The sequence below is a fragment of the Gilliamella apicola genome (assembly GCF_000599985.1).
Lineage (GTDB): Bacteria > Pseudomonadota > Gammaproteobacteria > Enterobacterales > Orbaceae > Gilliamella > Gilliamella apicola.
This window is the reverse complement of the sequence record NZ_CP007445.1, coordinates 1,573,513-1,597,175: the sequence shown is the minus strand read 5'-3', so window position 1 is coordinate 1,597,175 and position 23,663 is coordinate 1,573,513. Positions and strand designations below refer to the sequence as shown.

17 protein-coding genes and 1 tRNA gene are annotated in these 23,663 nt (G+C 31.1%); 10 read left to right on the top strand and 8 right to left on the bottom strand.

Features of this window, described 5'->3' with window-relative positions; all coding sequences use genetic code 11:
• The first annotated feature begins 24 nt into the window (after positions 1–24).
• From GAPWK_RS07400 to GAPWK_RS07385, 4 genes are all read left to right on the top strand, one after another.
• Complete coding sequence (locus tag GAPWK_RS07400) at positions 25–1,725, top strand: ABC transporter ATP-binding protein/permease (protein ID WP_080692459.1); 1,701 nt, start codon at positions 25–27, stop codon at positions 1,723–1,725.
• Positions 1,726–1,777: 52 nt separating this feature from the next.
• On the top strand, positions 1,778–2,308 hold the full coding sequence (locus tag GAPWK_RS07395; RefSeq protein WP_025315606.1) for a HugZ family pyridoxamine 5'-phosphate oxidase: 531 nt from the start codon (positions 1,778–1,780) through the stop codon (positions 2,306–2,308).
• 294 nt (positions 2,309–2,602) lie between these two features.
• A complete protein-coding gene (gshA, locus tag GAPWK_RS07390) occupies positions 2,603–4,165 on the top strand; it encodes a glutamate--cysteine ligase (RefSeq protein WP_025315605.1) in 1,563 nt (520 codons plus the stop codon).
• Position 4,166: 1 nt separating this feature from the next.
• On the top strand, positions 4,167–4,955 hold the full coding sequence (locus tag GAPWK_RS07385; RefSeq protein ID WP_025315604.1) for an endonuclease/exonuclease/phosphatase family protein: 789 nt from the start codon (positions 4,167–4,169) through the stop codon (positions 4,953–4,955).
• Here GAPWK_RS07385 and GAPWK_RS07380 read toward each other — a convergent pair.
• From GAPWK_RS07380 to rnhA, 3 genes are all read right to left on the bottom strand, one after another.
• Positions 4,927–6,195 carry a transglycosylase SLT domain-containing protein gene (locus GAPWK_RS07380; RefSeq protein WP_080692458.1) on the bottom strand — a complete coding sequence of 423 codons (1,269 nt, stop codon included), beginning with the start codon at positions 6,193–6,195 and terminating at the stop codon, positions 4,927–4,929. The two genes, GAPWK_RS07385 and GAPWK_RS07380, sit on opposite strands and share 29 nt — an antisense overlap.
• Before the next feature lie 42 nt (positions 6,196–6,237).
• The gene (gene gloB, locus GAPWK_RS07375; protein ID WP_025315602.1) at positions 6,238–6,966 is read right to left on the bottom strand and encodes a hydroxyacylglutathione hydrolase; all 729 of its coding nucleotides are present in this window, start codon (positions 6,964–6,966) and stop codon (positions 6,238–6,240) included.
• A 69-nt stretch (positions 6,967–7,035) separates the two neighbouring features.
• Positions 7,036–7,545: a ribonuclease HI gene (gene rnhA, locus GAPWK_RS07370; RefSeq protein WP_025315601.1), complete on the bottom strand. Its 510-nt coding sequence runs from the start codon at positions 7,543–7,545 to the stop codon at positions 7,036–7,038.
• 192 nt (positions 7,546–7,737) lie between these two features.
• Between rnhA and dnaQ the strand changes: the two genes are divergently transcribed.
• The 4 genes from dnaQ (at position 7,738) to GAPWK_RS07345 (ending at position 11,349) form a co-directional block, all read left to right on the top strand.
• Complete coding sequence (gene dnaQ, locus GAPWK_RS07365; protein WP_025315600.1) at positions 7,738–8,472, top strand: DNA polymerase III subunit epsilon; 735 nt, start codon at positions 7,738–7,740, stop codon at positions 8,470–8,472.
• A 113-nt stretch (positions 8,473–8,585) separates the two neighbouring features.
• Positions 8,586–8,662, top strand: a tRNA-Asp gene (locus tag GAPWK_RS07360).
• Between the two features lie 673 nt (positions 8,663–9,335).
• A complete protein-coding gene (locus tag GAPWK_RS07355; RefSeq protein WP_025315599.1) occupies positions 9,336–9,953 on the top strand; it encodes a type VI secretion system-associated protein TagO in 618 nt (205 codons plus the stop codon).
• 1,030 nt (positions 9,954–10,983) lie between these two features.
• Positions 10,984–11,349, top strand: coding sequence for a YbaN family protein (locus tag GAPWK_RS07345; protein WP_038517345.1), 366 nt, complete (start codon positions 10,984–10,986; stop codon positions 11,347–11,349).
• A 90-nt stretch (positions 11,350–11,439) separates the two neighbouring features.
• On the opposite strand, the gene GAPWK_RS07340 is transcribed toward GAPWK_RS07345, so the two are convergent.
• Positions 11,440–12,495 (bottom strand): beta/alpha barrel domain-containing protein, encoded by a 1,056-nt coding sequence (locus GAPWK_RS07340; protein ID WP_025315597.1) that lies wholly within the window; start codon positions 12,493–12,495, stop codon positions 11,440–11,442.
• A 518-nt stretch (positions 12,496–13,013) separates the two neighbouring features.
• Between GAPWK_RS07340 and GAPWK_RS07330 the strand changes: the two genes are divergently transcribed.
• Positions 13,014–15,788, top strand: coding sequence for a flavocytochrome c (locus GAPWK_RS07330; RefSeq protein ID WP_025315596.1), 2,775 nt, complete (start codon positions 13,014–13,016; stop codon positions 15,786–15,788).
• A gap of 436 nt (positions 15,789–16,224) precedes the next feature.
• Entirely contained in the window at positions 16,225–17,688 is a 1,464-nt protein-coding gene (locus GAPWK_RS07325) for a DASS family sodium-coupled anion symporter (protein WP_025315595.1), read from the top strand.
• Positions 17,689–17,761: 73 nt separating this feature from the next.
• On the opposite strand, the gene GAPWK_RS07320 is transcribed toward GAPWK_RS07325, so the two are convergent.
• From GAPWK_RS07320 to GAPWK_RS07305, 4 genes are all read right to left on the bottom strand, one after another.
• A complete protein-coding gene (locus GAPWK_RS07320; RefSeq protein ID WP_080692533.1) occupies positions 17,762–19,231 on the bottom strand; it encodes a Ppx/GppA phosphatase family protein in 1,470 nt (489 codons plus the stop codon).
• Positions 19,232–19,297: 66 nt separating this feature from the next.
• Positions 19,298–21,355: a polyphosphate kinase 1 gene (ppk1, locus tag GAPWK_RS07315; protein ID WP_025315593.1), complete on the bottom strand. Its 2,058-nt coding sequence runs from the start codon at positions 21,353–21,355 to the stop codon at positions 19,298–19,300.
• 110 nt (positions 21,356–21,465) lie between these two features.
• Positions 21,466–22,878, bottom strand: a complete 1,413-nt coding sequence (pykF, locus tag GAPWK_RS07310; RefSeq protein WP_025315592.1) for a pyruvate kinase PykF — start codon at positions 22,876–22,878, stop codon at positions 21,466–21,468.
• Between the two features lie 319 nt (positions 22,879–23,197).
• The gene (locus GAPWK_RS07305) at positions 23,198–23,617 is read right to left on the bottom strand and encodes an META domain-containing protein (RefSeq protein ID WP_025315591.1); all 420 of its coding nucleotides are present in this window, start codon (positions 23,615–23,617) and stop codon (positions 23,198–23,200) included.
• Positions 23,618–23,663: the final 46 nt, after the last annotated feature.

Sequence of the window (23,663 nt, the reverse complement as noted above, 5' to 3'; positions counted from 1 at the left end):
AGGGTAGGTAGCTTCAAAAAATAGTTGGTTTTTTTATTGAGAGTAAAAGTTTTGCAAACATTAAAAAATATTTTTTTGCTTATAAAGCTTTGCAGCAAAACTAAGCAAGGTAAGTGGGGGTTTTGTTATGCCTTCATTGTGATAAGTTTGAAAATTGTTTTAATTAAAATTAGTTTGGAGATGATTGGTTGGAATAAGAATTTCTATAATGCTCTGGAAAAATACAATTTACAGGAAGTGGTAAATCAAATTGGCGTTTTTATTTTATTAACAATCCTAGGTGCCATTACTTTTTTAATATCAGATTATTTAAGAAAAATTACCGTTATTATATGGCGTAAAGTACTTAACGATACAATATTAGATCATTGGATAAATAATAAGGCTTATTGGTTTTTGAATAATAAACCAGATGAAATAGATAATCCTGAACAGCGAATAGCAGAAGATTGCCAACTTTTTGTTGATAAGTTAACCAATGAAGGATTTTCTTTTATTACTCAACTTATTGGTCTAGTTACATATTTTATGCTGTTGTGGCAAATTACGGATAACTTCGTCCTATCTTTTAATCTATTGGGTTTTGATATTAGTCTTTCACACTATATGGTTTGGTTAGCGCCAATATATGTCATTATCTGTTCTTACCTGACCCATTGGCTTGGAAGTCCTTTAAAAGCTTTATTAATTCAACAACAGCACAAAGAAGCGGATTATCGATTTGCTTTAACCCGATTCAGAGAGTCAAAAGAACCGATAGCATTATTAAATGGAGAGAAAGTTGAAAGACAGATACTTGATCAACATTTTAGTGACATCATGACAAATTGGTATCAGTTAATAAAACGGCAGTTATTTTTAGGATGTTTTACTCGACCTTATAATCTTACTGTTTTACAGATACCAACTTTTTTTGCTTTACCTATTTACCTAATTGGCAAAGTTAGTCTCGGCTCATTGATGCAAATTAGTAAGACTTTTAGTAATGTAGTGGTTAATTTATCATGGTTTATATTTAATTATCATAATTTAGCTGAGTTGACTGCTTGTAGTCACCGTTTATGTCAGTTTATTAATCGAGCAAGATTGATAGCTGATATACATAACCAACAAAATCAATTTCAAAAAGATTCTCAGACTTTACTAATAAATAATTTAGTCATAAAAAATCCAGACGGTAAGGTTTTACTTAAATTGCCAGAACTGCGAATAAATAAAGGAGAGTCAATCATTTTGTCTGGGATGTCAGGAATAGGTAAATCGACCTTGTTTAAATTGTTGTCAGGAATTTACCCCTACTATGATGGTTATTTTGAGCTACCAAAAGCTAATAAACTCTTTTTATCACAAAATCCTTATTTTCCTATGGGAGGATTAGCTCATGCAGTGGCTTATCCTAACCCTTTATTAGAAAAGGATCTAGACAGTATTAAACAAATTTTAACAGAGGTAGGTTTCTTAGCTCAAGATATTGAACAAAAACTACTTGATTATGATTTAAATAGACTATCTGGAGGTGAAAAACAGCGCTTAATTATAGCGAGGATTTTATTACATAAACCTGATTGGATATTTATGGATGAAACGACAAATGCTTTAGATAAGCATTCAGAACATCAGTTACTAAAATTGTTACAAACTAACTTACCAACGAGTAGTTTTATTATAATTTCTCATTCAGATATATCGTCTTATTTTAAACAATGTAATCAAATAATATTATAAAAAAGAAGTAATAGATTAAGTAAAAAATAGTTATATTAAATAAGGAGTTTTTATGGCAGAATCCAAAACTAATAACGTTCAAGAAACATTAGATAATTTACATGAATCAGTGTTAACAGTCATACTATCGACTATAAATAAAGATGGAAGAGTGGAAACCAGTTATTCACCTTATTTTTTCGATGGGAATGATTATTATGTTCTTATTTCTGATTTAGCACCACATAGTCAAAATATGAAAACCAATCCTGATATTTCCTTCATTATTATAGATGATGAATCTAAAACGAAAAATATTTATGCACGTAGACGTTTAACTTCTCAAGCTTTAGCTGAAATTGTAGATAAAAAATCTCCACTTTTTGAGGACATAATCGACCAGCTTGCTAAACGGGTAAGTAAAATGGTTTATATGCTTTCTGAAATGAATGATTTTAACTTGTTTAAAATTACACCAACATCTGGACGCATTGTTATTGGTTTTGGTAAAACCTATCTTATCGATTATCAAAATAAAATGGTCACGCCTGTCGATGAAGATTATGTAGCTAAACAAAAAGAGGAAATGATAATTAATCTTTAATTTATAGCAAGTTTTTTAAATCAATAGAGTAGGAGAATTATCAACTCTATTGATTCTTAGTATTCTTCAGAAAAATTGAACACTGCATATTATTACTTTTCTATTTGAAGATAAAATAAATATTTATCTGATCTGTAATTAGTTAAAACTCTATTATGAATATAATAGTGAACTTTATCTTTTAGAATGAATAAATTTTAATTTATTGATTGAGTATTATCAAAATAGCCTATGGAAGGCTGCAATTTATGTTAATATTATCAAAATCAATCTTATCTTAGGAAACGCAAAATTATGATACCTGATGTTTCTAAAGCGCTTAGCTGGTTAGAAAAGCATTATACTATTTTACAAGGCATTCAACGCGGTCTTGAACGAGAAACTTTGCGTATTTTACCTGATGGTTCATTATCAAAAACCCCGTTCCCAGCCAATATTGGTTCGGCGCTTACTCACCCTTGGATCACAACTGATTTTGCTGAATCACTACTTGAATTCATTACGCCTGTTAATACTAATATTGATTATATGCTAACATTTTTACGTGACTTGCATCGTTATGCTAGCGTTAATATTGGTGATGAGTTGATGTGGCCTTTAAGTATGCCATGTTTTGTTGCAAATGAAGACAATATTATTCTGGCACAATATGGATCATCAAATGAAGGGCGTTTTAAAACGGTTTATCGTGAAGGTTTAAAAAATCGTTATGGCGCAATGATGCAAACTATTTCAGGGGTTCATTATAATTTTTCATTACCAATGGCATTTTGGCAAGCTAGAGATGGTGTCAAAAATACTGAAGAAGGTAAAGCAGTTATTTCCGAAGGTTATTTTACTTTAATCCGTAACTATTATCGATTTGGATGGGTTATTCCTTATTTATTCGGTGCTTCTCCATCAATGTGTTCTTCATTTATTCAAGACCCAGAAAAAGCAAAAGCTTTTATTGAACAAACAAATGGAAATTGTTATTTGCCTTATGCAACATCATTAAGATTAAGTGATATTGGCTACACGAATAATGCACAAAAGCAGTTAGGCATAACATTTAATCATTTAGATACATATGTTGCAGGACTTAAACGAGCAACACATACCAAATCACCACAATTTAGTAAATTAGGTATCAAAGTAAATGGTCATTATCGTCAATTGAATGATAACGTATTACAGATTGAAAACGAGTTTTATGCACCGATTCGTCCTAAACGGGTACCAAGATCTGAAGAATCACCATCGGATGCACTTATGCGTGGTGGTATTGAGTATATAGAAGTACGAGCGTTGGATATCAATCCTTTTTCACCTATTGGTATTACTGAGGAACAAATTCGGTTTATTGATCTTTTTTTAATTTGGTGTGCGTTAGCCCCAGCGCCAGAAATGAGCAGTGAGGAACTTGAGTGTTCTAAAATAAATTGGAATCGAGTAATCATAGAAGGACGTAAGCCTGGCTTGGAAATAGGTATGGGCTGTGATAGTTATCGGGAACCATTATCAAAAGTAGGTCATAATTTATTTAAAGATCTGCTTAGAGTTGCGGATGTTTTGGATCATAATGATGAGCATCGACAATATCGAAAGGTTTGCGAAAAGTTAAATGTTATGTTTGACCAACCTGAATTAACATTATCAGCCAGAACTCTTGAAGCTATTAGTGATTTAGGAACTTCAAATTTTGGTTTAGTACTTGCATCTCAATATAAAAAACAACTTTCAGCAGAACCTTTAGCAATATTAACTGATAGCGATTTTGTTCAACAGCGAATTTTGTCTATTGAAAAACAAAAGAAAAAAGAGCAAAGTGATACCTTATCATTTGATGAATATGTAAAACAAAAAAACAATATTTAATATGTTCAAAAAACGCAATTATACATTAAGATATAAAAAAAATAGCGATGTAGAATTGATATTACCTAACCATCATATAGTGGTAAATGAACCACTTATTGATCAAGAGTATTTTTCAATTTTAGTTTGGAATATTTTTAAGCAAAAGAGGGCGGAATGTATTAATATTTTAGAACTTTATGCGGATAAAGCTAAATTAATTTTATTACAAGAAGCCCAAACTACAACTCAATTATTAAATTTTATTTCAAGACGCAATAAAATAGCGGATCATGTTCCAGCTTATTGCTTAAACGATATTTATGCTGGTGTTATGACTATAACCGACAGTTTACCTACCAAGCTTTTATCTTTTAGGGAAATAGAACCACTGATTCGAGTTCCAAAATCAGCGTTAATAACCATCTATCCCATTAAAAACTCATCACAACAATTATTAGTGGCAAACATTCATGCTGTTAATTTTAGTATTGGAGTTAAGGTTTATCGCCAACAAATCCATATTTTATTAAATTGTATTAAAGAACATCATGGTCCAGTAATATTGGCAGGGGATTTTAATGCATGGAGTAAACAGCGCTTAGATTTATTATTTTATTTAGTGAGTTCAATTGGACTTAAACCAGTAAATTTCAGCGTTGATATTCGAAAAACATTTATGGGAAGGCCTTTAGACTTTGTTTTTTATCGAGGATTACAGCTTGATGCAGCGCAAATAATTAGTACAGCTGCATCAGATCATAATCCTCTATATGTTAGTTTTAAATTGGATTTGCATCAGCAAGGTTAATTGTTAAAACATCACCTTCTTTAACTCGTGAATTTTTTAATTTATTCCATAAAAGCAGATCGGTGATTTTTACTCGATAATTTTGTGCAATGCTATAGAGATTATCTCCCGCTTTCACCTGATAGGTGATTTGGTTATTGTTGGTATTATTCTCTACAATTGAACGAATATTTTTATTATTTAAATCATTATGTTGAACTGCTGATGACTTAACTTCAAACGGCATCGGTGCATGCGGTATATCTTGCAAAAGTTCAGTTATTTCATTTGCTACAAGATTTTCCGCTTGCAATTTTTGGAATAAACTTTTGGCATGAGCATGTGGAATAAGCAAATGGAAAGGACCATTTACGGTTTGCTGTACATACCCCGCATTGTAAGTCGTTAACTCATTGAGTGACAGCCCTGTATATTGAGCAATTTTAGCCAAGGAAATGTTTTTAGTTATATCAATTCTTACTAATGAATTTTCATAATTACAATCAGGTAATTTAACACCATATCGAGTGTTATTTTTTACAATATCTATAATTGCTAAAATTTTAGGGACATAGTGCATTGTTTCACTAGGTAAATCTAAAGACCAATAGTCAGTTGGCAAACCTTTTGCTTGGTTTTTCTCCATGGCTCTTCTTACACGACCTTCACCAGCATTATAAGCTGCAAGGGTTAATAACCAATCGCCATTAAAGTGTTCGTTTAAGTTTTGTAATAATGAAATGGCTGAATTTGTTGATGCAATTAAATCACGGCGAGCATCAAAATAATTACTCTGTTTTAAGCCATATTCTTTTGCTGTTACAGGTACAAATTGCCATAAACCAGCAGCTTGAGCGGATGATGTTGCTAAAGGGTCATAAGCACTTTCAATTACTGGAACTAACGCTAACTCTACTGGTAAATTATTTTTACGTAGTTGATTAATTATATAATAAACATAAGGCTCTGAACGTAATGCTATAGTTTCAAATCCTTTAGGATCACGTAATAGCTGCTCTCTTTCAGCTTTAATACGGCTATTATTGGGAACATTAGCATTAATTTGATTATTCATATACTGCCATGGATTCTGAGTGATAGAAACATAATTACTATTACCGATACTGACAGTTTGTCTATCGCTAACTACGGTATTTTTGGAATACTTTATTCTAACAACTGCATTGTGGCGTGGTCCACTATACTGCTGGCATGCGCCTAAAAAAGAGCATAACATTGTAAATATTAATAATTTTTTCATTAGACTGACTAAGTTCTATATTGTTTAAGTTTACTATTATACCTAAAAATTATCTTTTAGGCTCCTAAAAAAAACAAACAAATCTAATTCATCGTTAAAATTGAATTTATCTTGTAAAGATTTTTCTTCACATCGCAAAAATAAATTAATTTGTTTTTCTTTATTTAAAGTAGAAGGTAAAGTCACTGATTTATTAAATATACTATTAAAATATACCATTATTTCTTTGTCATCTGGAACTACATTTTTAGCAAAATTTAAATTTGCTAAAGTGTATTCATGTCCAGCACAAACAAGAGTATCATCAGGCAACTGTTTTAATTTTTTAAGCGAACTTAACATTTGTTGATAAGTTCCTTCAAAAATTCTTCCACATCCAGCAGAAAACAATGTATCACCAGAAAACAGATAAGGATGACAATAATAAGCTAAATGTCCCAAAGTATGCCCAGGTAAATGAAACACCTCAAAATTGAAATCACCAATACTCACTTCATTTTGATTAGTTAGATAGGTAATTGGTAAATTAATCTCCCTTGGACCATAAATGATTATATCGGGATATTTGGTTTTTAGCTCGCTAACACCTCCAACGTGGTCTATATGGTGATGAGTAAGTAAAATTGCAAGTGGTAATAGTTCATGGTGATTAAGATAATTAATGACGGGTTTTGCTTCACTAGGATCGACTATGATGACCTGATTATGTGAATTTTCTAATAACCATATATAGTTATCTTTTAATGCGGGAATGACATGTAAGTGAAACATTTATTATTGACTCCGTTAATGTTACTTATTGCAATTTATTAAAAATTTACACTTATTATCGATACTTTATCAAAATAGATTCAATTCAATGTCGTCGTTATTTGTTTTGTCAGATAATGATTCTTCAAATACAACATCGGATAAACTCGGTGCTTCTGCCATAGATTTTGCAATAACATCACAACGTTCATTTTCAATATGTCCAGCATGACCTTTTACCCAAATCCATTCAATTTTATGTATTTGAACCAATTTGTCTAAACGCATCCATAAATCCACATTTTTAACAGGTTTTTTATTGGATGTTTTCCACCCATTTTTTTTCCATCCATGTATCCAATTAGTAATTCCGTTGCGTACATATTGACTATCGGAATAGAGTTTAATCTGGCAAGTTTGTTTTAGTTGTTCTAAGGCAACAATAGCGGCTAATAATTCCATACGATTGTTTGTTGTTTTAAAATAACCTTGAGATAAGATTTTTTCATTTTGTTTATATTTTAATATAGCGGCATATCCTCCCGGACCAGGATTACCAAGGCAAGAACCATCTGTGTATATTTCAATTTGTTTTAACATTTTAATGATCTTTTTAAAAATCAAATAACATTTTGAATGTGAGTTTGATATAAAATAGTAAAATATTTGTACTAATTTGATTAAATTATTTACTTCAATTTTTGCAGATATCTACATCATAGAATTTTAGTGCTAGACTATACCACTATTTTGTTTTTTCCAAAATTTATTAATACATAAAAAGAGAATAATGTGATAACTAATTGTACCCGCCAAATTGTATTAGATACAGAAACTACTGGTATGAATCAAGAAGGCAATAACCATTATGAAGGTCATAAGATTATTGAAATCGGTGCTGTTGAAGTGGTTAACCGTCGATTAACAGGCAACCATTTTCATGTCTACATTAATCCTGAACGTTTAATTGATGAAGAAGCTTTCAGAGTTCATGGTATAAGTGATGAATTCGTTAAAGATAAACCGATTTTCAAAAATATTGCTCATGATTTTATTAAATTTATTGATGGTGCTGAGTTAGTGATTCATAACGCTTCGTTTGACGTCGGATTTATGGATTACGAATTCCGCCTTTGTGGTCTTGATTTCAAAACGTCTGAGCATTGTATTGTAACCGATACTTTAGCTATGGCAAGACGAATGTTTCCTGGTAAACGTAATAATTTAGATGTTCTTTGTGAACGTTATCAGATAGATAATTCTCATCGAACACTTCATGGCGCTTTACTTGATGCCGAGATTTTAGCTGAAGTCTATTTAGCTATGACTGGTGGGCAAACAACTCTAGCCTTTAGTTCCGATGAACATCTTTCAACTTCAACAGAGGGAAGTGTTATTAAAAGAATAGAACGCACAGGCAATCCGTTAAAGATCATAAAAGCAACGGAACACGAACTTTCTGAACATGAATCAATAATAAAGAAAATTGAAAAGAAAAGTGGTGAAGCCATGTGGAAGTTACATTAATGATGCTTTTATATTCAATTGAGCAATGATTTTAAAAATATGATTGACGAATAAGAAAATAGCCTTTAATATCACGCCTACTTTGATGTTGTTCATTAAAGGTATCCAAAAGCGGAGCGGTAGTTCAGTTGGTTAGAATACCTGCCTGTCACGCAGGGGGTCGCGGGTTCGAGCCCCGTCCGTTCCGCCAATTCTTAAATAATTTCGTTTAATTAAAGCGCCACATAAAAGTCTATTATCTATTCTAATAATTTTTGTCCCAAATTTTTACATTATCAAGGTTAGCCTTTTCAGATTGAGATAGTTTCAATATTTATTTTATAATAGTTATTATTAAAAACCAGATTAACAACCTCACAAGTACACTTGCATCAGTGTAAATTTCTTTAGTATTCTATAATTCTAAATATTTAGTATTTGGAATAACCATAACTATGTTTACACTTGTTCATTATTAGTAAACTGTATATCGATAAGTTCATCCATATCGTTTTTTTCTCTATTTGATATAAATAATGCCATCAAAATTAAAAATTACTCAATAAATGCCAACTGTTAAGCTGTACTGATATTTATGATTAATTAATGATTTAACATTAATTCAATTCGGCATGTTCTATAACTAATATATATGATTACGAACCAAAACGTTTTTTGAATTTTTCTTAATTACTTCAATGTTTATATTTGGCAAATAATTTTATTCACATATGTTTGATTTTTTTATATGCAATTACAGTATAAATAGTCTAATTATCGGTTTTTATTGCAAAAAAATTATAAATAACATAATATTACCTAAAATAAAGATACAATAAAAAGTAAGTAGTTTTAACAATCATTTATAATAAAGGAATATTTATATGAAAAAGAAACTGTTGGTCTTGTTGCTTCCCATTATATTTACAGATTTTGCTTTTGCCGAAAGTCTATCAATATCTACAATAGGTTCATGTAAATCTATTAATGATAATGACCAACGTTTAGCTTGTTATGATGCAGCTTTTGAAGTTAATACAAGTGTTGTAGAGACAAACAGCAAAAGTAAATGGGTTATTATCGAAGATGTATCCCCAATTGATGATAGTAAAACAGTGAGGTTATCATTAAAATCTGATTCTCCTATCAAATCTGATTTTTCACAAGTAATACCAACATTAAATATACAATGTCAAGAAAGAGAAACTGATTTTTATATAAATTTTAACATTTTTCTTAGTACTAATGATATTAAAACAATAACAAGAATTGATTCGGATAAGGCTGTCACTGATGTAGAGTGGACTATATCAACTAATTACAAGGGATTATTTTATCCCGGATCTCAAAAAAAGATACAAGAATTTATAAAGACTTTAATAGATAAGAAGAAATTTTTTATTCAGGTAACACCATTTAGCAAAGGATCAGTAAATACAACTTTTGACCTAACTGGTCTTGATGAAGCGATAAAACCTGTGAGAGAAGCTTGTAATTGGTAATTTTATAGTATCTGTGTTCTTTGTAAGCAAGGATGTTGTTTTGAGCAGTGAGTGCTAAAAAATTTATCAGAGCGATTCATTAAATATTATCGCAATAAATATATATGTTATCTTCTTATAAAATTATCTATAGAACAACGGTAATTTAGAATAGTTTCAAAAATCGTTTAAGTAATGAGCTCGAAATGTCTATTTAGTGACAAATGTCAATGATAATGATTTTTATATTCAATAAACTAATATTAATAAACAAGTTAACAGCTAATTGTTTTTGGACTCAAATTTTTAAAATCCATATTATGATTACAATTATTCATCAGATGGTAGTCGCTAAATATTTTGAGCTTATACGGATAAAAATAGATTATTTTCAAAGTGATAGTTCACATTATATTATGCTTGATAAATTTTTATTAAACGATTATTAAAAAACTTAAAAGATTTTTATATATTCTTTTTAGAAAAAATTATATTTTAATTAGCTACCTGTCACGTAGAATGTTGTGGGTTCAAGCTACATCCTTTCCAACAAATCTCAATATTGTTTTTTAATTATCTTATTTATTCGGACTCGATTTAAGTGCAAAGATTTATATTCCACTATTATATTTATTTTATTGATAATACTTTTGGTGATTATTAATATAAATACGTAGAAAAATTTGTTATAAACATTATAGCTTATGTTTATTAACGTAAATAAATTCGGTCTATGTCTTAAAATCATTAATAAGCATATTACTTATTTATTGTGATAATATCCTAACGCTAAACTCTAAAATAGAAAAGGACGAGAATAAAATTGCTCTATAACAGTTAAAATCATAAGAACTATCCAGATATCGTTTTGATATTAATAATAATATCAAAAATTTTAATGGCATTTTTATTGTCTACCAGAAATTATATTATTGATGTTTAAATGCAGTTAACAAAAGCATTTTACAAAAGAAAATTGCATCAGAATAAGCTATATTATATTAATTCATAGCTAATTAGACTGTAAATTCACTTAGAGCTAAATTTTATAATGTTAAAAAAGATTTTATTTATATTAGTAGGAAGTCTTTCTTTTATTTTAGGAACCGTTGGTATTTTTTTACCAGTTCTACCTACTGTACCTTTCTATTTATTAACTGCTTATCTTTGGTTGAATAGCTCTGATCGCCTTTATTTTTATTTTACTAAAAGTAAATATTATCAAATTTACATTCAGAAAATGTTTATTGAGAAAAAAGCTTCAAAATCAAGCTTAATTAAAATGCTATTGATGGTATTTATTGTTTTACTCATACCTTTTATTATTTTTAATTCATTACATGTTAGAATTATTCTTATTATTGTTTTTTTTGCGCATCTTATATTTGGTTATGTTTATTTTAATAAAAATAAATAAAAGTAATATTGTTACAAATAAGATTAATTGAAGTTAAAAAGTTATAGGGTATATACAAGTTACCCTGTAACTTTTTAGAATGTCTATTTATTATTGTTTTAAACTCTTTTTGATTTCTATTGCAAGTAAAGGATTCCACATAGCGCCTGTAGCACTCATCACAGCATTAGCACCAGCTTTTATAAACTCCTGATAATGTTCACTTGAGCTTACGCCACCAACGCCAATAATTGCAAATTTTAATTCCATTTGTTGACGATATTTAGCTAGACGGGTCACCATATCCAAACCTGCCCAACGAATAGCATCACCACAGACTCCACCTTCTTTTCTATTTTCTCCTAATGCTGGATGACCATCCGCATCAACAGGTTTAGCGGAAAGAGTATTAATAGTACTTAATCCATCTATAATTGAGCCAACTCGTTTTAATAACGACACAATTTTTTCATCATCAGGAAAATAAGCTAATTTTAAAATAAGAGGGCGATCTGGTACCGCCATTTTTATTTCATTAACAATACGCTCCACTCTATCTGTATCAAAACAAAGTAGTTTGCTTGCACCTTCGTTAGGACAACTCAGATTAGCTTCTAGAATGGGGGCATCAGTTTCTCTAACTAATTTTGCTGCTAAAGCATAGTCTTTTTCAATTGCACCATTGCCCTGAGTTCCTTGGAAGCTACCAATTACACATTGACCATGGCCAGCTGCTTTAACTGCCTCAGCCATATCTGGTTGCCAAACGTCAGGTGCAAAAGAAGGAACGCCAAAGGAGTTAGTAATTGATAATGGCTGATTATAATTGGTGTCGGCTAAAACTGTATCAAGGTTACTGGTTAGTTTACCTTTAGGATGTACTGACAAAACATTTGGTAAAGGATGACATTTATGCATTTTTGTTCTAACTGTTTTGTACACACATAAATCAAATCCATATACAAAAGCTGCTTTGATATAATTTGCATTTAATAATGGACCTGCCGGCATACCAAAGGGTAAGTTTACATCAACATTTAAAAATTTAGTGGGTTGAGTCGGTACTTGTTCTGCCTTATCTAATTGACTAAATAGTCCAAAAGGTCCTTGAGCATAATTATCTTCATAACTTATACTTGGATTATAAAAAGGGATCAAAGGTTTCATGCTTGCTCCTGTTTTTTGTACTTAAATTGAATTTAATTGATAATTTAAGGAGAAAATAAAAAAAGATAGGCTTAAAATAAAAAATCCTCCATAAAGGAGGATCATTAATTAAAATAGAAAAAGAATGATGTTTTAATGTTTCTTTCAGTTTGTGTGTATGTGCCACAATCATCTACCATTCCCTTTTATATAAATTGCTAAGCATTCTAACTGATTAGAATTAAAGTTCAAGAATAAAGTATTAAAAAATTTGCAAGTAAATGAAATAGTTATAGTGTTTTTTTTTAGACTAAAAATCCATTTTTATTAATCAAAAATGGAAAAAATGATACAAAATAAACAATATTTAATTATTTAAAAAGTAAATAATTCTATAATTTTTTAATAAATTTAAAAAAATTTCTGTCGAAAAAATGATACTAGCCTTGCTAATGAAGTTATTGTTGGTAGAGGATGAATATTAGTAATGCTATTATTAACCATTAGAAATCAATTTAAGTAATTATCAGGTACCTAAAATGACAAAGAAAAATGCTTTCGAACCATTTACTTTACCCAATGGTGTTGAACTAAAAAATCGCATAATTATGGCACCAATGACTACTTGTTCTGGATTTTATGAAGGATCTGTAACATCCGATTTAATTGAATATTACCATGCTAGATCGGGAGAAATTGGAACTATTATTGTCGAATGTGGTTTTGTTGACAAAAAAGGGTTAGCTTTTCCTGGAGCTATTGGATTAGATAGTGATGATAAAATCGAGGGATTAGCAAAAATAGCTCAAGCAATTAAAGAAAAAGGTTCAAAAGCAATCATTCAGGTTTACCATGGTGGTAGAATGGTGGATCCCAAGCTTATTGGTGGACTTTCTCCGGTAGGGCCTAGTGCGATTGCAGCACCTAGACCTGAAGCCGCTGCACCAACAGAGTTAACGGAAAATGAAGTAGATCAAATGATCGAAAAATTTGGACAAGCCGTTAGACGAGCAATCCAAGCGGGCTTTGATGGTGTAGAAATCCACGGTGCTAATACCTATTTAATTCAGCAATTTTATTCACCAAATTCTAATCAACGTAATGATAAATGGGGAGGAAGTCGGGATAACCGAACAAGATTCCCCTTAGCCATTTTGGACATAACTCACAATATCGTTAAGCAGTTTGCTAACTCTGATTTTATTATTGGCTATCGCTTTTCTCCGGAAGAGTTAGAGATACCAGGTATCCGATTTGATGATACTCTATATTTGCTTGATAAATTAGCCGAAAAAGGTTTAGATTATGTTCATTTTTCCATGGGAACCATCTTAAGATCATCAATTGTCAATATTGAAGATCCAACACCACTAATTAAAAAATACCTTGCAATGCGTTCTGAGGCATTAGCTAAAATTCCTGTTGTCGGTGTAGGTAACGTAATTAACCAAACTGATCTGACAACAGCATTAGAAAATGGTTATGATTTAGTTGCTGTTGGTCGAGCCTGCATTGCCTATCCTGATTGGACAAGTCGAATCAAAAATGGTGAAAAGCTTGAATTATTTATCAATAGCGATAAGCGAGAAGAACTCAAAATTCCAGTACCATTATGGCATTTTTCATTAATTGAAAGTTTAATTCGAGATGTAAATTTAAATAACAAAAAATTTAATCCAGGTAGTTATCAAGAGAAAGTTAATGATGAATCCTATGAATTTACAATCAATGTTGAATTAGCAAAAGACTATATTAAAGATATGCAATTAGTTAATGCAAATAATTTTGATGATAATGTATTAAGTAATTTTAATGAAATTAAAGATAGAATTATTAGTTCAAATAGCCCTCATGTTGATACTATTTCTGGTGCTACAACTCAGTGTGAAGCATTTAAAAAAGCAGTAACTAAAGCCATGGTTAAATCCAATAAAGATGCCATTTTGGCCGAAGGTGGTGATCCGGATGATAAATCTTATGATATTGTTGTTGTTGGAAGTGGAGGCGCGGGATTAGCTGCGGCTATTCGTGCACATGATTTAGGTGCCAATGTAGTCATTATTGAAAAAATGTCAGTGATTGGAGGAAATACCAATAAAGCATCAGCCGGTATGAATGCTGCAGAGACTAAATTTCAAAAACTGAAAGGAATCATCGATAGTAAAGATCTTTTCTATAAAGAAACAATGATTGGAGGAAAAAACAAAAATAATCCTGACTTGTTACGTTATTTTGTTGACAATGCACCAGATGCTATCGATTGGTTAGATAAAAATGGCATTACGTTAAGTGGTATTACTACTACTGGAGGCATGAGTATCGATCGAACTCATCGACCAGAAAGTGGCACTGCGGTAGGTGGATTTTTAATAAGTGGATTGGTTAAAAATATCAATAACCGTGCTATTGAAGTTATGCTTGATACGAATGTCATTAAGATTGTAACTGAAAATCATAAAGTAACGGGGGTGGAAGTTACTCAAGAAGATGGTTCAATTCATACAATTAAAACAAAAGCAGTAATTATTGCTACCGGTGGATTTGGCGCCAATAAAGACATGATTGAAAAATACCGCCCTGATCTCAAAGGTTTTGTGACAACTAATCATAAAGGGGCTACAGGATCGGGAATTACGATTTTAGAAAAACTGGGTGCAGGTACGGTGGATATGAAAGAAATTCAAATTCATCCAACTGTAGAACAAACTACCTCTTATCTCATTTCTGAATCAATTCGTGGTGGAGGTGCGATATTAATATCACAAAGTGGAAAACGCTTTGTTAATGAATTAGATACGCGCGATAAAGTTTCTAATAGTATTAATAAGCTACCAGAACATTATGCTTATATTTTATTTGATCAACAAGTTCGTGATGAAAATAAATCGGTAGAGGAGTATATTTCACGTAATTTAGTTATTCAAACTAATACTCTTGTTGAATTAGCAGAACAATTATCCATTGATATAAATACTTTGACCAAGACAATAGAACGTTATAATAATTTTATTTTAAATAAATATGATGAAGATTTTGGACGCACTACAGGGATGCGTCATCCTATTAACAAAGGTTCATTTTATGCGATAAAAATTGCACCCGGCATACATCATACTATGGGCGGAGTAACGATTAATGCACAAACACAAGTATTAGATATTCAACATCATGTTATTGAAGGCGTCTTTGCTGCTGGTGAGGTGGTTGGGGGCGTACATGGTGCTAATCGTATTGGTGGAAATGCTGTTGCAGATATCATAATCTTTGGTTTACAGGCGGGCAAAAAAGCTACAGATTATATTCATCAATATTAATACGTCCCCATTTTGTTAGAAACAACGGTTCTATTGAAGCTAGATTAGCCAAGTAAAACCGTTGTTTAGATATAATATTCGAGAATCTGATAACCAATTTGTTATTAAACTACACATACTAGAGGTAATTTCCGTGAATTTAGGTAATGATAAATATCTAGTTAGAATTATTCTAAAGTTACTGTCAAACAATTCCTAAACACTTTTAAAAGTGCATCTATGGAATAATGAATGAATAGATTTCATAACCTCTAAAGTAGCAAATATATAAAGTAAATGTTTTTCGATAAATTCATTGAAAAATAAAATAATAAAATTAATAAACACCTATAGTTTCACTTGCCAAATAATTAACGATTAACAAAATTAAATAATTATCTAAAAAGTAATTTTTTTAAACTAAATTAAATCTTTTTAAAATAAGAAGGAAAATGCAATGGATACAATAAAAAAGCCATCGGTTAAATGGCTACCATTTATTATTATCGCTGCTATTTCAGCCATTTTATGGCTATTTGTATTACCTCCTGATGGAATCAGTATAGAAGGATGGCGGACAAGTATTATTTTTGTGGCTACTATTGCTTGTATTGTTGCAGAAATTATGCCTATTGGCGCAATTGGTTTATTGGCAATTACCATTTTTGCAGTGTTAAGACCATCTGGAGCGACTTCCGCAACGGAATCAATCAAAATCGCGTTAAGCGAATTAAATAGTACATTAATATGGCTTATTGTTATCGCTTTTATGATCGCTCGTGGTTTTATTAAAACAGGGTTAAGTAAACGTATCGCTTATTACCTAGTGAAAATTCTCGGACGAAATACATTAGGTTTAGCCTATGGATTATCAGTAACTGATATTGCTTTAGCACCTGCAATTCCAAGTACCACCGCTCGAGCGGGAGGCGTAATTTACCCAATTGCTGAAGCTTTAGCCATTAATTTTAATTCAAATCCTAAAGATGATTCACGAAACCGCATTGGAACTTTTTTGATGCTAACGATCAGTCATATCAATGATATTACCTCAGCAATGTTTTTAACGGCATTCACTGGAAATCTACTAGCAGCTAAATTAGTGACATCCTCGTTTGGCATAACATTAGGTTGGGGTCAATGGTTTATTGCTGCTATTGCTCCTTGTTTAGCTTCTTTCATTATCATTCCGTTGGTTATCTATTTTTTGACCAATCCAGAACTTAAAAAAACACCTGAAGCACCAAAATTAGCGACGGAAGAGCTTAAAAAAATGGGTCCCGTTACTGGTAAAGAAATTATAATGGGAAGTACAGTGATACTGCTTTTGGTATTTTGGATTTTTGGTAATAAGTTGGATATTGACTCAACTACTACAGCTTTTATTGGCTTAACTTTATTAATTTTAACAGGCGTATTGAGTTGGGATGATATTAAAGGAGAAAAAGCTGCTTGGGATACTTTAATATGGTTTGCAGCCTTACTTATGATGGCAGGACAAGTAAACAAACTTGGTGTAACTAAGTGGTTAGGTAATACTATAGGTAATGCAATAGAAAGGCATTTAGGTGAGAGTAGTTGGATGCTTGTTATTATTATATTGTGCATTGTTTACGTTTATTTACACTACTTTTTTGCCAGCGGTAATGCTCATATTGCAGCTTTGTTCCCTGTATTTTTATCTGTAGCAATTGCACTCGGTGTACCAGAAATGATAGCAATTTTTGCATTAGTTGTTTGTACAAATTATTTTGGTTCAATTACACAATTTGCTAATGCAAGAAATCCCTTATTATTTGCAGAAGGATTTGTGCCAGTAAAAACATGGTGGAAAGTTGGTTTTGTATGTAGTGTTGTGAATTTAATTATTGTTTTCACCATTGGGTTATTATGGTGGAAAATGATAGGGTTAGGTCGATAAAGTAATTTTTTTACTCAAGAAATGTTTTTACGGCTAGTTTAACTAGCGGTAAAAACATATTAATAAAATTTATTCAATATATTACAATTGATAACTTCCAATCATCTACTGTTTTCCAATATTTTTGCTCTTGCTCTAAATCAAGTAGAATAAGTTTATTATTTTCGATGAATGTTGCATCTATCTCTAAAGTAATATTTGTTAATTTGTCATCAATTAATTTCAAACGAAAAGCATTTAAATTCAGATCATTATTACGCTGATTATTGATTAATATTGATAATCTTAATATCTGTAATAATGATATGATATGCTTATATTCAAAAAGACTAAAATATGGCAAATTATCAATATTTATTGATTTTCTATGATAACGAACAAGAGAAGATAAAAGAAGTTGTTGTTCTTCATTAAATCCTGGAAGATTACTGTTTTGTAAAATATAACTTGAATGTTTATGTATAGAAGAAAAATTGATTTTTAATCCTACTTCGTGTAATTGTGCTGCCCAGTATAATATTGACTCCAAATGCATCGGAATAGTTATAGGAGATTGTGCTTTCCACTGTGAATATAAATATTTGGTTGTTTTAACTACCTGTTTTGCATGCCGTTCATCTATATTATAATGTTGAGAAAGGGACTCAGCTGTCGTTTCTCTAATATCTCGATAATTGGGACCGTCAATGAGTTCATATAATACGCCTTCTCGTAGAGCACCGGGACAATATCTTAAATCTTGTAACTCTAATGCATCAAACACACCGCTAAATATAGCAAGGCCGCTAACAAAAACATTTTTTCTTTCATCGGAAAGAGAAGGGTATTGAATATCATAGAAAGAATCAAATTCTAAAATATAACTGATTAGGTCATTTAACCGTTTTTGAGTTATGATCCCATCACTGACACCCAAATCCAACAGGATGTTATAAATGGATTTGATCGTACCAGATGTACCAAAAGCAATACTAATATTCTGTTTTTTTATGGTATTAATAATGCTTTCTATTTGTTGTGCCGCGGCAAGTTTAGCTCGTTGAAAGGATATTTTATCAATCTTTTTTTGGGAAAAAAATTGCTTTGTATAAGTGACACATCCCATTGGCCTACTCGCAACGATGTACGGTTTAAGATTGTTGCCTTTACCTATTGCTATTTCAGTCGATCCACCACCTATATCTATAACAAAGTTCGTATTGGTTATGTTGGTTGATTCGGTAGTCATTGTACCAAGATAAATTAAGCGAGCTTCCTCTTGACCAGAAATAATTTCAATAGGATAAGGTATTACTTTAGCCGCTGCCTTCAAAAATACCTGTTTGTTTTTGGCAATGCGTAATGTATGTGTTGCGACAATCCTTACATTTTCAATGGGAAAATCTTTTAATCGTTCAGAAAACAAAGCAAGGCATTCTACGCCTCGTTTGATACTTGATTCACTTAACTCATTGTTTTCATTTAATCCAGTAGCTAAATGAATATTTTTTTTATTTTTATAAATGATTTGTGAAGTACCATTTATACAACGAGCAATGATCATATGAAAACTATTTGATCCAAGATCAATAACAGCATATTCATTTAATTTAGTCACTTTCCTAATTCCTTATACGAGTGTTTCTAATTGTTTTAAATAATCATAAATAGCATGTTGTGCTCTAATTTTCTTTTTATTGCCTCTTAATACATAATTGTTAGTGTTATCTTTATCAATAATTCTAGCTTTAACATTGTCATTACATTGGATATTAAATATATCATGAATCGTAGATTTTATAATAGGGTCAAAAATTTTAACGCCAACTTCAATACGATTATCTAGATTCCTAGGCATCCAATCAGCTGAAGAAATATAGGTATCTTTTTTTCCATCATTTTCAAAAATATAAACACGAGCATGTTCTAAATATTGATCAACAATGCTGGTCACAAAGATGTTTTCACTTAAATTAGGTATTTGAGGAACTAATACGCAAGTCCCTCGAACAATCATTCTAATTTTTACTCCCGCACATGATGCCCGATAAAGAGCATCAATCATTTCTTTATCGGTTATTGCATTGAGTTTTAAATATATACCCGCTGATTTTCCTGCTTTAACATTTGCTATTTCTCGTTCTATAAACTCATGAAATCGTAAACGTGTATTTTGTGGAGAAACCAACAGATAATTGAAAGATACTGGTTTAAATGGATTTTCAATAAAGTTAAAAACTTTTTTTACTTCATCAGTTATAGCGGGATCCGCTGTTAATAATGAAAAATCGGTATAAATTCGGGCTGTTCTTTCATTAAAATTACCAGAACCAATATGTGCATAACGCACTATTTCATCATTTTCCTTACGGTCAATTAAAAATAATTTGGCATGGATTTTTAATTTTGGTTGTGAATAGATAACTTTTATACCACTACTAATCAATCTTTTGGCCCATTTTATATTTGCTTCTTCATCAAAACGAGCTTGTAATTCAACAACAACCGTTACCTTTTTTCCATTATTGGCAGCATTTATAGCTGCATGAATAAAACGAGAATCTTTTGCGACTCGATAAATATTCATTCTTATGTGCGTCACAGCAGGATCGAAAGAGGCCTGTCGCATGATTTCTAATACATGACCAAATGAATAATAGGGATAGTATAGTAGTACATCACGATCTTTGATTGCTGCAAAAGCATTTCTGTATTGTTTGAATCTATTATAAACAAGATTAGGCACATGTTTATTCAACAAATTTTTAATACCCAGATCTGGAAATTTCGCCAAATCTTTAAAATTCGGATATCTTCCACCTGGCATGGCATCTTGCTCAGTTAATCTTAATTTGTTAATAAGCAATTCAAATAATGCTTTTGGCATGTCCTTTTGATAGGTAAATCGAACTGGTTGCGCTGTTAATCGTTGTTTCAGTCCTTGAGACATCAGTTCTAGTAAACTATCTAATTCGGTATTTAATTCATACTCAGCATCGCGATTTATATTGATTGAATAAGCATTTAGTTCTGATGCATCAAAAAAAACTTTAAATATTTCAGTAAGACAATAACGTAAAATATTATCTAAAAATATAATTGATTTATTTTTTGTCGACACCTCAGAAGGAAGTAAAACGAATCGCGAAACATTGTCAGTTGGTAGTTCGAGTAGTGCATAGCTGATGCTAGTATCACAAATTATTTCAACAGCCAAATAGGCATGATCGTCTTTTAAAAATTGAATTAATTCAGTATGACTATCAAGAAGAATAGGCGTGATATACTGTCTTAAATTGTTTTTGTAATAATTTTTTATCCAATTTTCTTGATAAGAAGATAATTGTCTTTCATTAATCAAAAAAATCTGATTTCTGGCCATTTCAAGTAATAATTCATTATAAAGCTGATCAAACTGAAGTTCTAATTGAATGACTTTTTGATTTACTTGGCGTAAAAGTTGTTTTGAATTTGAGGAACCTTGAGATTGTTCTTGCTCAATCAATACATACTTTTTTAGATTAGCAAATTGTACTTTATAAAATTCATCAAGATTACTGGAGTATATTCCTAAAAATCGAATACGCTCAATAAGCGGATTAGTTTTATCAGCAGCTTCTTGTAGAACACGCTGATTAAAAGACAACCAACTTAATTCTTTTGGAAAATATACTTTTTCTGATAGCATTTTTATCTCTTACAATTTATTATTACTGTATATTTACAGGATAACTTAAGTAAAAAAAAAAGCTAGCACATAGCTAGCTTTTTATATTTAATTAACGATATTAGAATTAATTAAATTCTATGAACTGAAGTTGTGTTGGTTGTTCCGCTTGGAACTAATGCTCCTGATACCATCACAATTGTATCACCTTGGTTTAAACCGCAATGTTTAACTGCCATTTCTTTACCTAAACGGTAAAAATCATCAGTAGAGTTAATTGCATCAATTAAAATAGGCTCTACACCTTTAGACAATGCTAATTGATTAACAGTTTTTTGACTTGATGATAATGCTAAAATACGCGCTTTAGGGAAATAATGACGTACTTCACGTGCAGATTTGCCACTGCGAGTTGCAACAACAATCAATGGAACATTGAGTCGTTCTGCAATTTCAACTGCACCACAACAAACTGCTGCTGTAATTCGTAATTTTTCTTCTTTAGCGGTAAGTTCAAGTGAAGCAGGAATAGTACTATCTGTACGTTTACAAATAGTTGCCATGACATTCACCGTTTCAAGTGGGTATTTACCTTTAGCACTTTCGCCTGATAACATCACAGCATCAGTTCCATCAATGATTGCGTTAGCTACATCACCCGCCTCAGCACGAGTAGGGCGAGGATTTTTTATCATTGAGTCAAGCATTTGTGTAGCGGTAATAACTGGTTTTGATGCTCGATTACATTTTTTAATCATCATTTTTTGAGCAAAGATGACTTCTTCAACTGCAATTTCAACACCTAAATCACCACGAGCAACCATAATACCATCTGATGCTTCTAATATTTCGTCAAAATTATCTAAACCTTCTTGGTTTTCAATTTTAGAAATAATTTTAATATCTTCACCACCATGAGCTTTTAAGTGAGCACGGATATCTTCAACATCTGAACGTTTACGAATAAATGAAGCCGCAATAAAGTCAACACCTTGTTCGCAACCAAAGATAAGATCATTTTTATCTTTTTCAGCTAGAGCTGGTAATTTAATTGAAACACCTGGTAAGTTAATACCTTTATTTTCACCCAAGTCACCGTTATTTAAAACTGTACAGATAACCTCATTACCTTTAATTTCTTTAACATCCATAGCAATTAAGCCGTCATCAACTAGCACGCGATTACCTGGTTTTAGATCATGTGCAAAGCCATCATAGGTTACCGCAACACGTTCAGAATTACCGACAACATTTTTATCAGTGGTAAAAGTGAAAGTTTGACCAGCTACTAATGAAACGTCGTTTCCGCCTTCTAATTTGATAGTACGAATTTCAGGACCTTTGGTATCTAGCATGATTGCAGCTTTTAAGCCAGTTTCTTGCATTACTTCTCGTAAATTTTTTATTCTATTACCATGCTCTTCATAATCACCATGAGAAAAATTTAAACGCATAACGTTCATTCCTGCGTTTAATAATTTGGCTAGCATCTCTTTTGATTCAGATTTAGGACCTATGGTACAAACTATTTTTGTCTTTTTCATAATATTTTCTACTAGTTGTTAAAGTTAATGTTTAAAATTTAAATAATCTTTTTCGCAAAAAAAACCAATGTCTGATGATTGATTAGATTGGTATATAGAGAGATGAGTAACTACAAAATAGTTACATAACTTAAATAAAATATTTGAAGAATTAGTCATTTTCATTAAAGCTTGGACATCTACAAAACTGAAGCCATTATATTCTTAACTACATTTAAAATAAAGCTTTTTGTAATAAAATTGTCTCAATTAGTAACTAAAAAACATCTAATTAATATAAATCTCTGTCAAAAAGTTTGAGGAAATACCCACGTTTTAATCACATTAACTCCCTAAGTTTATAAGTAAGTTCGTTATCTTCATTCTTTAGAATTAATTGATCCTTTGTTAATTCAATCTTTGCACCTTTAACAATTAAATCCTCAATAATAGCATCTAATTTACCCAGTTCACCCTCAGGGCAGACCATTTTAGTCATGGCTAAACCATCACCTTTAATAATATTATTATTTAATGTCACTTTGCCAGAAAATAAATTGCACATTTTTCCTGTTATTGTCATATTTTCACCGAATTCTAATTCTACATACTTATCAGATGCGAGTTCTTGTCCATTAGCCTTTACTAGCACAAAGTGGTGATGCATAAGATCGGTATCTTTAACATTGTTTGATTTATTACAACCAGAAATAGCAAACGTTGCAGTAATTAAAGGCAAGATAAAAATTGTTTTTTTCATTTGAACTCCTAATGAGAGGTTTAATTTGCTATAATTGATCACAATT

Excerpts from the sequence above, each read along its gene's own strand:
- GAPWK_RS07380 (WP_080692458.1), bottom strand. The coding sequence starts at position 6,195 with ATGAAAAAATTATTAATATTTACAATGTTATGCTCTTTTTTAGGCGCA.
- GAPWK_RS07385 (WP_025315604.1), top strand. The coding sequence starts at position 4,167 with ATGTTCAAAAAACGCAATTATACATTAAGATATAAAAAAAATAGCGAT.
- GAPWK_RS07305 (WP_025315591.1), bottom strand. The coding sequence starts at position 23,617 with ATGAAAAAAACAATTTTTATCTTGCCTTTAATTACTGCAACGTTTGCT.
- GAPWK_RS07325 (WP_025315595.1), top strand. The coding sequence starts at position 16,225 with ATGGATACAATAAAAAAGCCATCGGTTAAATGGCTACCATTTATTATT.
- pykF (WP_025315592.1), bottom strand. The coding sequence starts at position 22,878 with ATGAAAAAGACAAAAATAGTTTGTACCATAGGTCCTAAATCTGAATCA.
- gloB (WP_025315602.1), bottom strand. The coding sequence starts at position 6,966 with ATGTTTCACTTACATGTCATTCCCGCATTAAAAGATAACTATATATGG.
- ppk1 (WP_025315593.1), bottom strand. The coding sequence starts at position 21,355 with ATGCTATCAGAAAAAGTATATTTTCCAAAAGAATTAAGTTGGTTGTCT.
- rnhA (WP_025315601.1), bottom strand. The coding sequence starts at position 7,545 with ATGTTAAAACAAATTGAAATATACACAGATGGTTCTTGCCTTGGTAAT.
- GAPWK_RS07345 (WP_038517345.1), top strand. The coding sequence starts at position 10,984 with ATGTTAAAAAAGATTTTATTTATATTAGTAGGAAGTCTTTCTTTTATT.
- gshA (WP_025315605.1), top strand. The coding sequence starts at position 2,603 with ATGATACCTGATGTTTCTAAAGCGCTTAGCTGGTTAGAAAAGCATTAT.
- GAPWK_RS07355 (WP_025315599.1), top strand. The coding sequence starts at position 9,336 with ATGAAAAAGAAACTGTTGGTCTTGTTGCTTCCCATTATATTTACAGAT.
- GAPWK_RS07330 (WP_025315596.1), top strand. The coding sequence starts at position 13,014 with ATGACAAAGAAAAATGCTTTCGAACCATTTACTTTACCCAATGGTGTT.
- GAPWK_RS07395 (WP_025315606.1), top strand. The coding sequence starts at position 1,778 with ATGGCAGAATCCAAAACTAATAACGTTCAAGAAACATTAGATAATTTA.
- GAPWK_RS07320 (WP_080692533.1), bottom strand. The coding sequence starts at position 19,231 with ATGATCATTGCTCGTTGTATAAATGGTACTTCACAAATCATTTATAAA.
- GAPWK_RS07340 (WP_025315597.1), bottom strand. The coding sequence starts at position 12,495 with ATGAAACCTTTGATCCCTTTTTATAATCCAAGTATAAGTTATGAAGAT.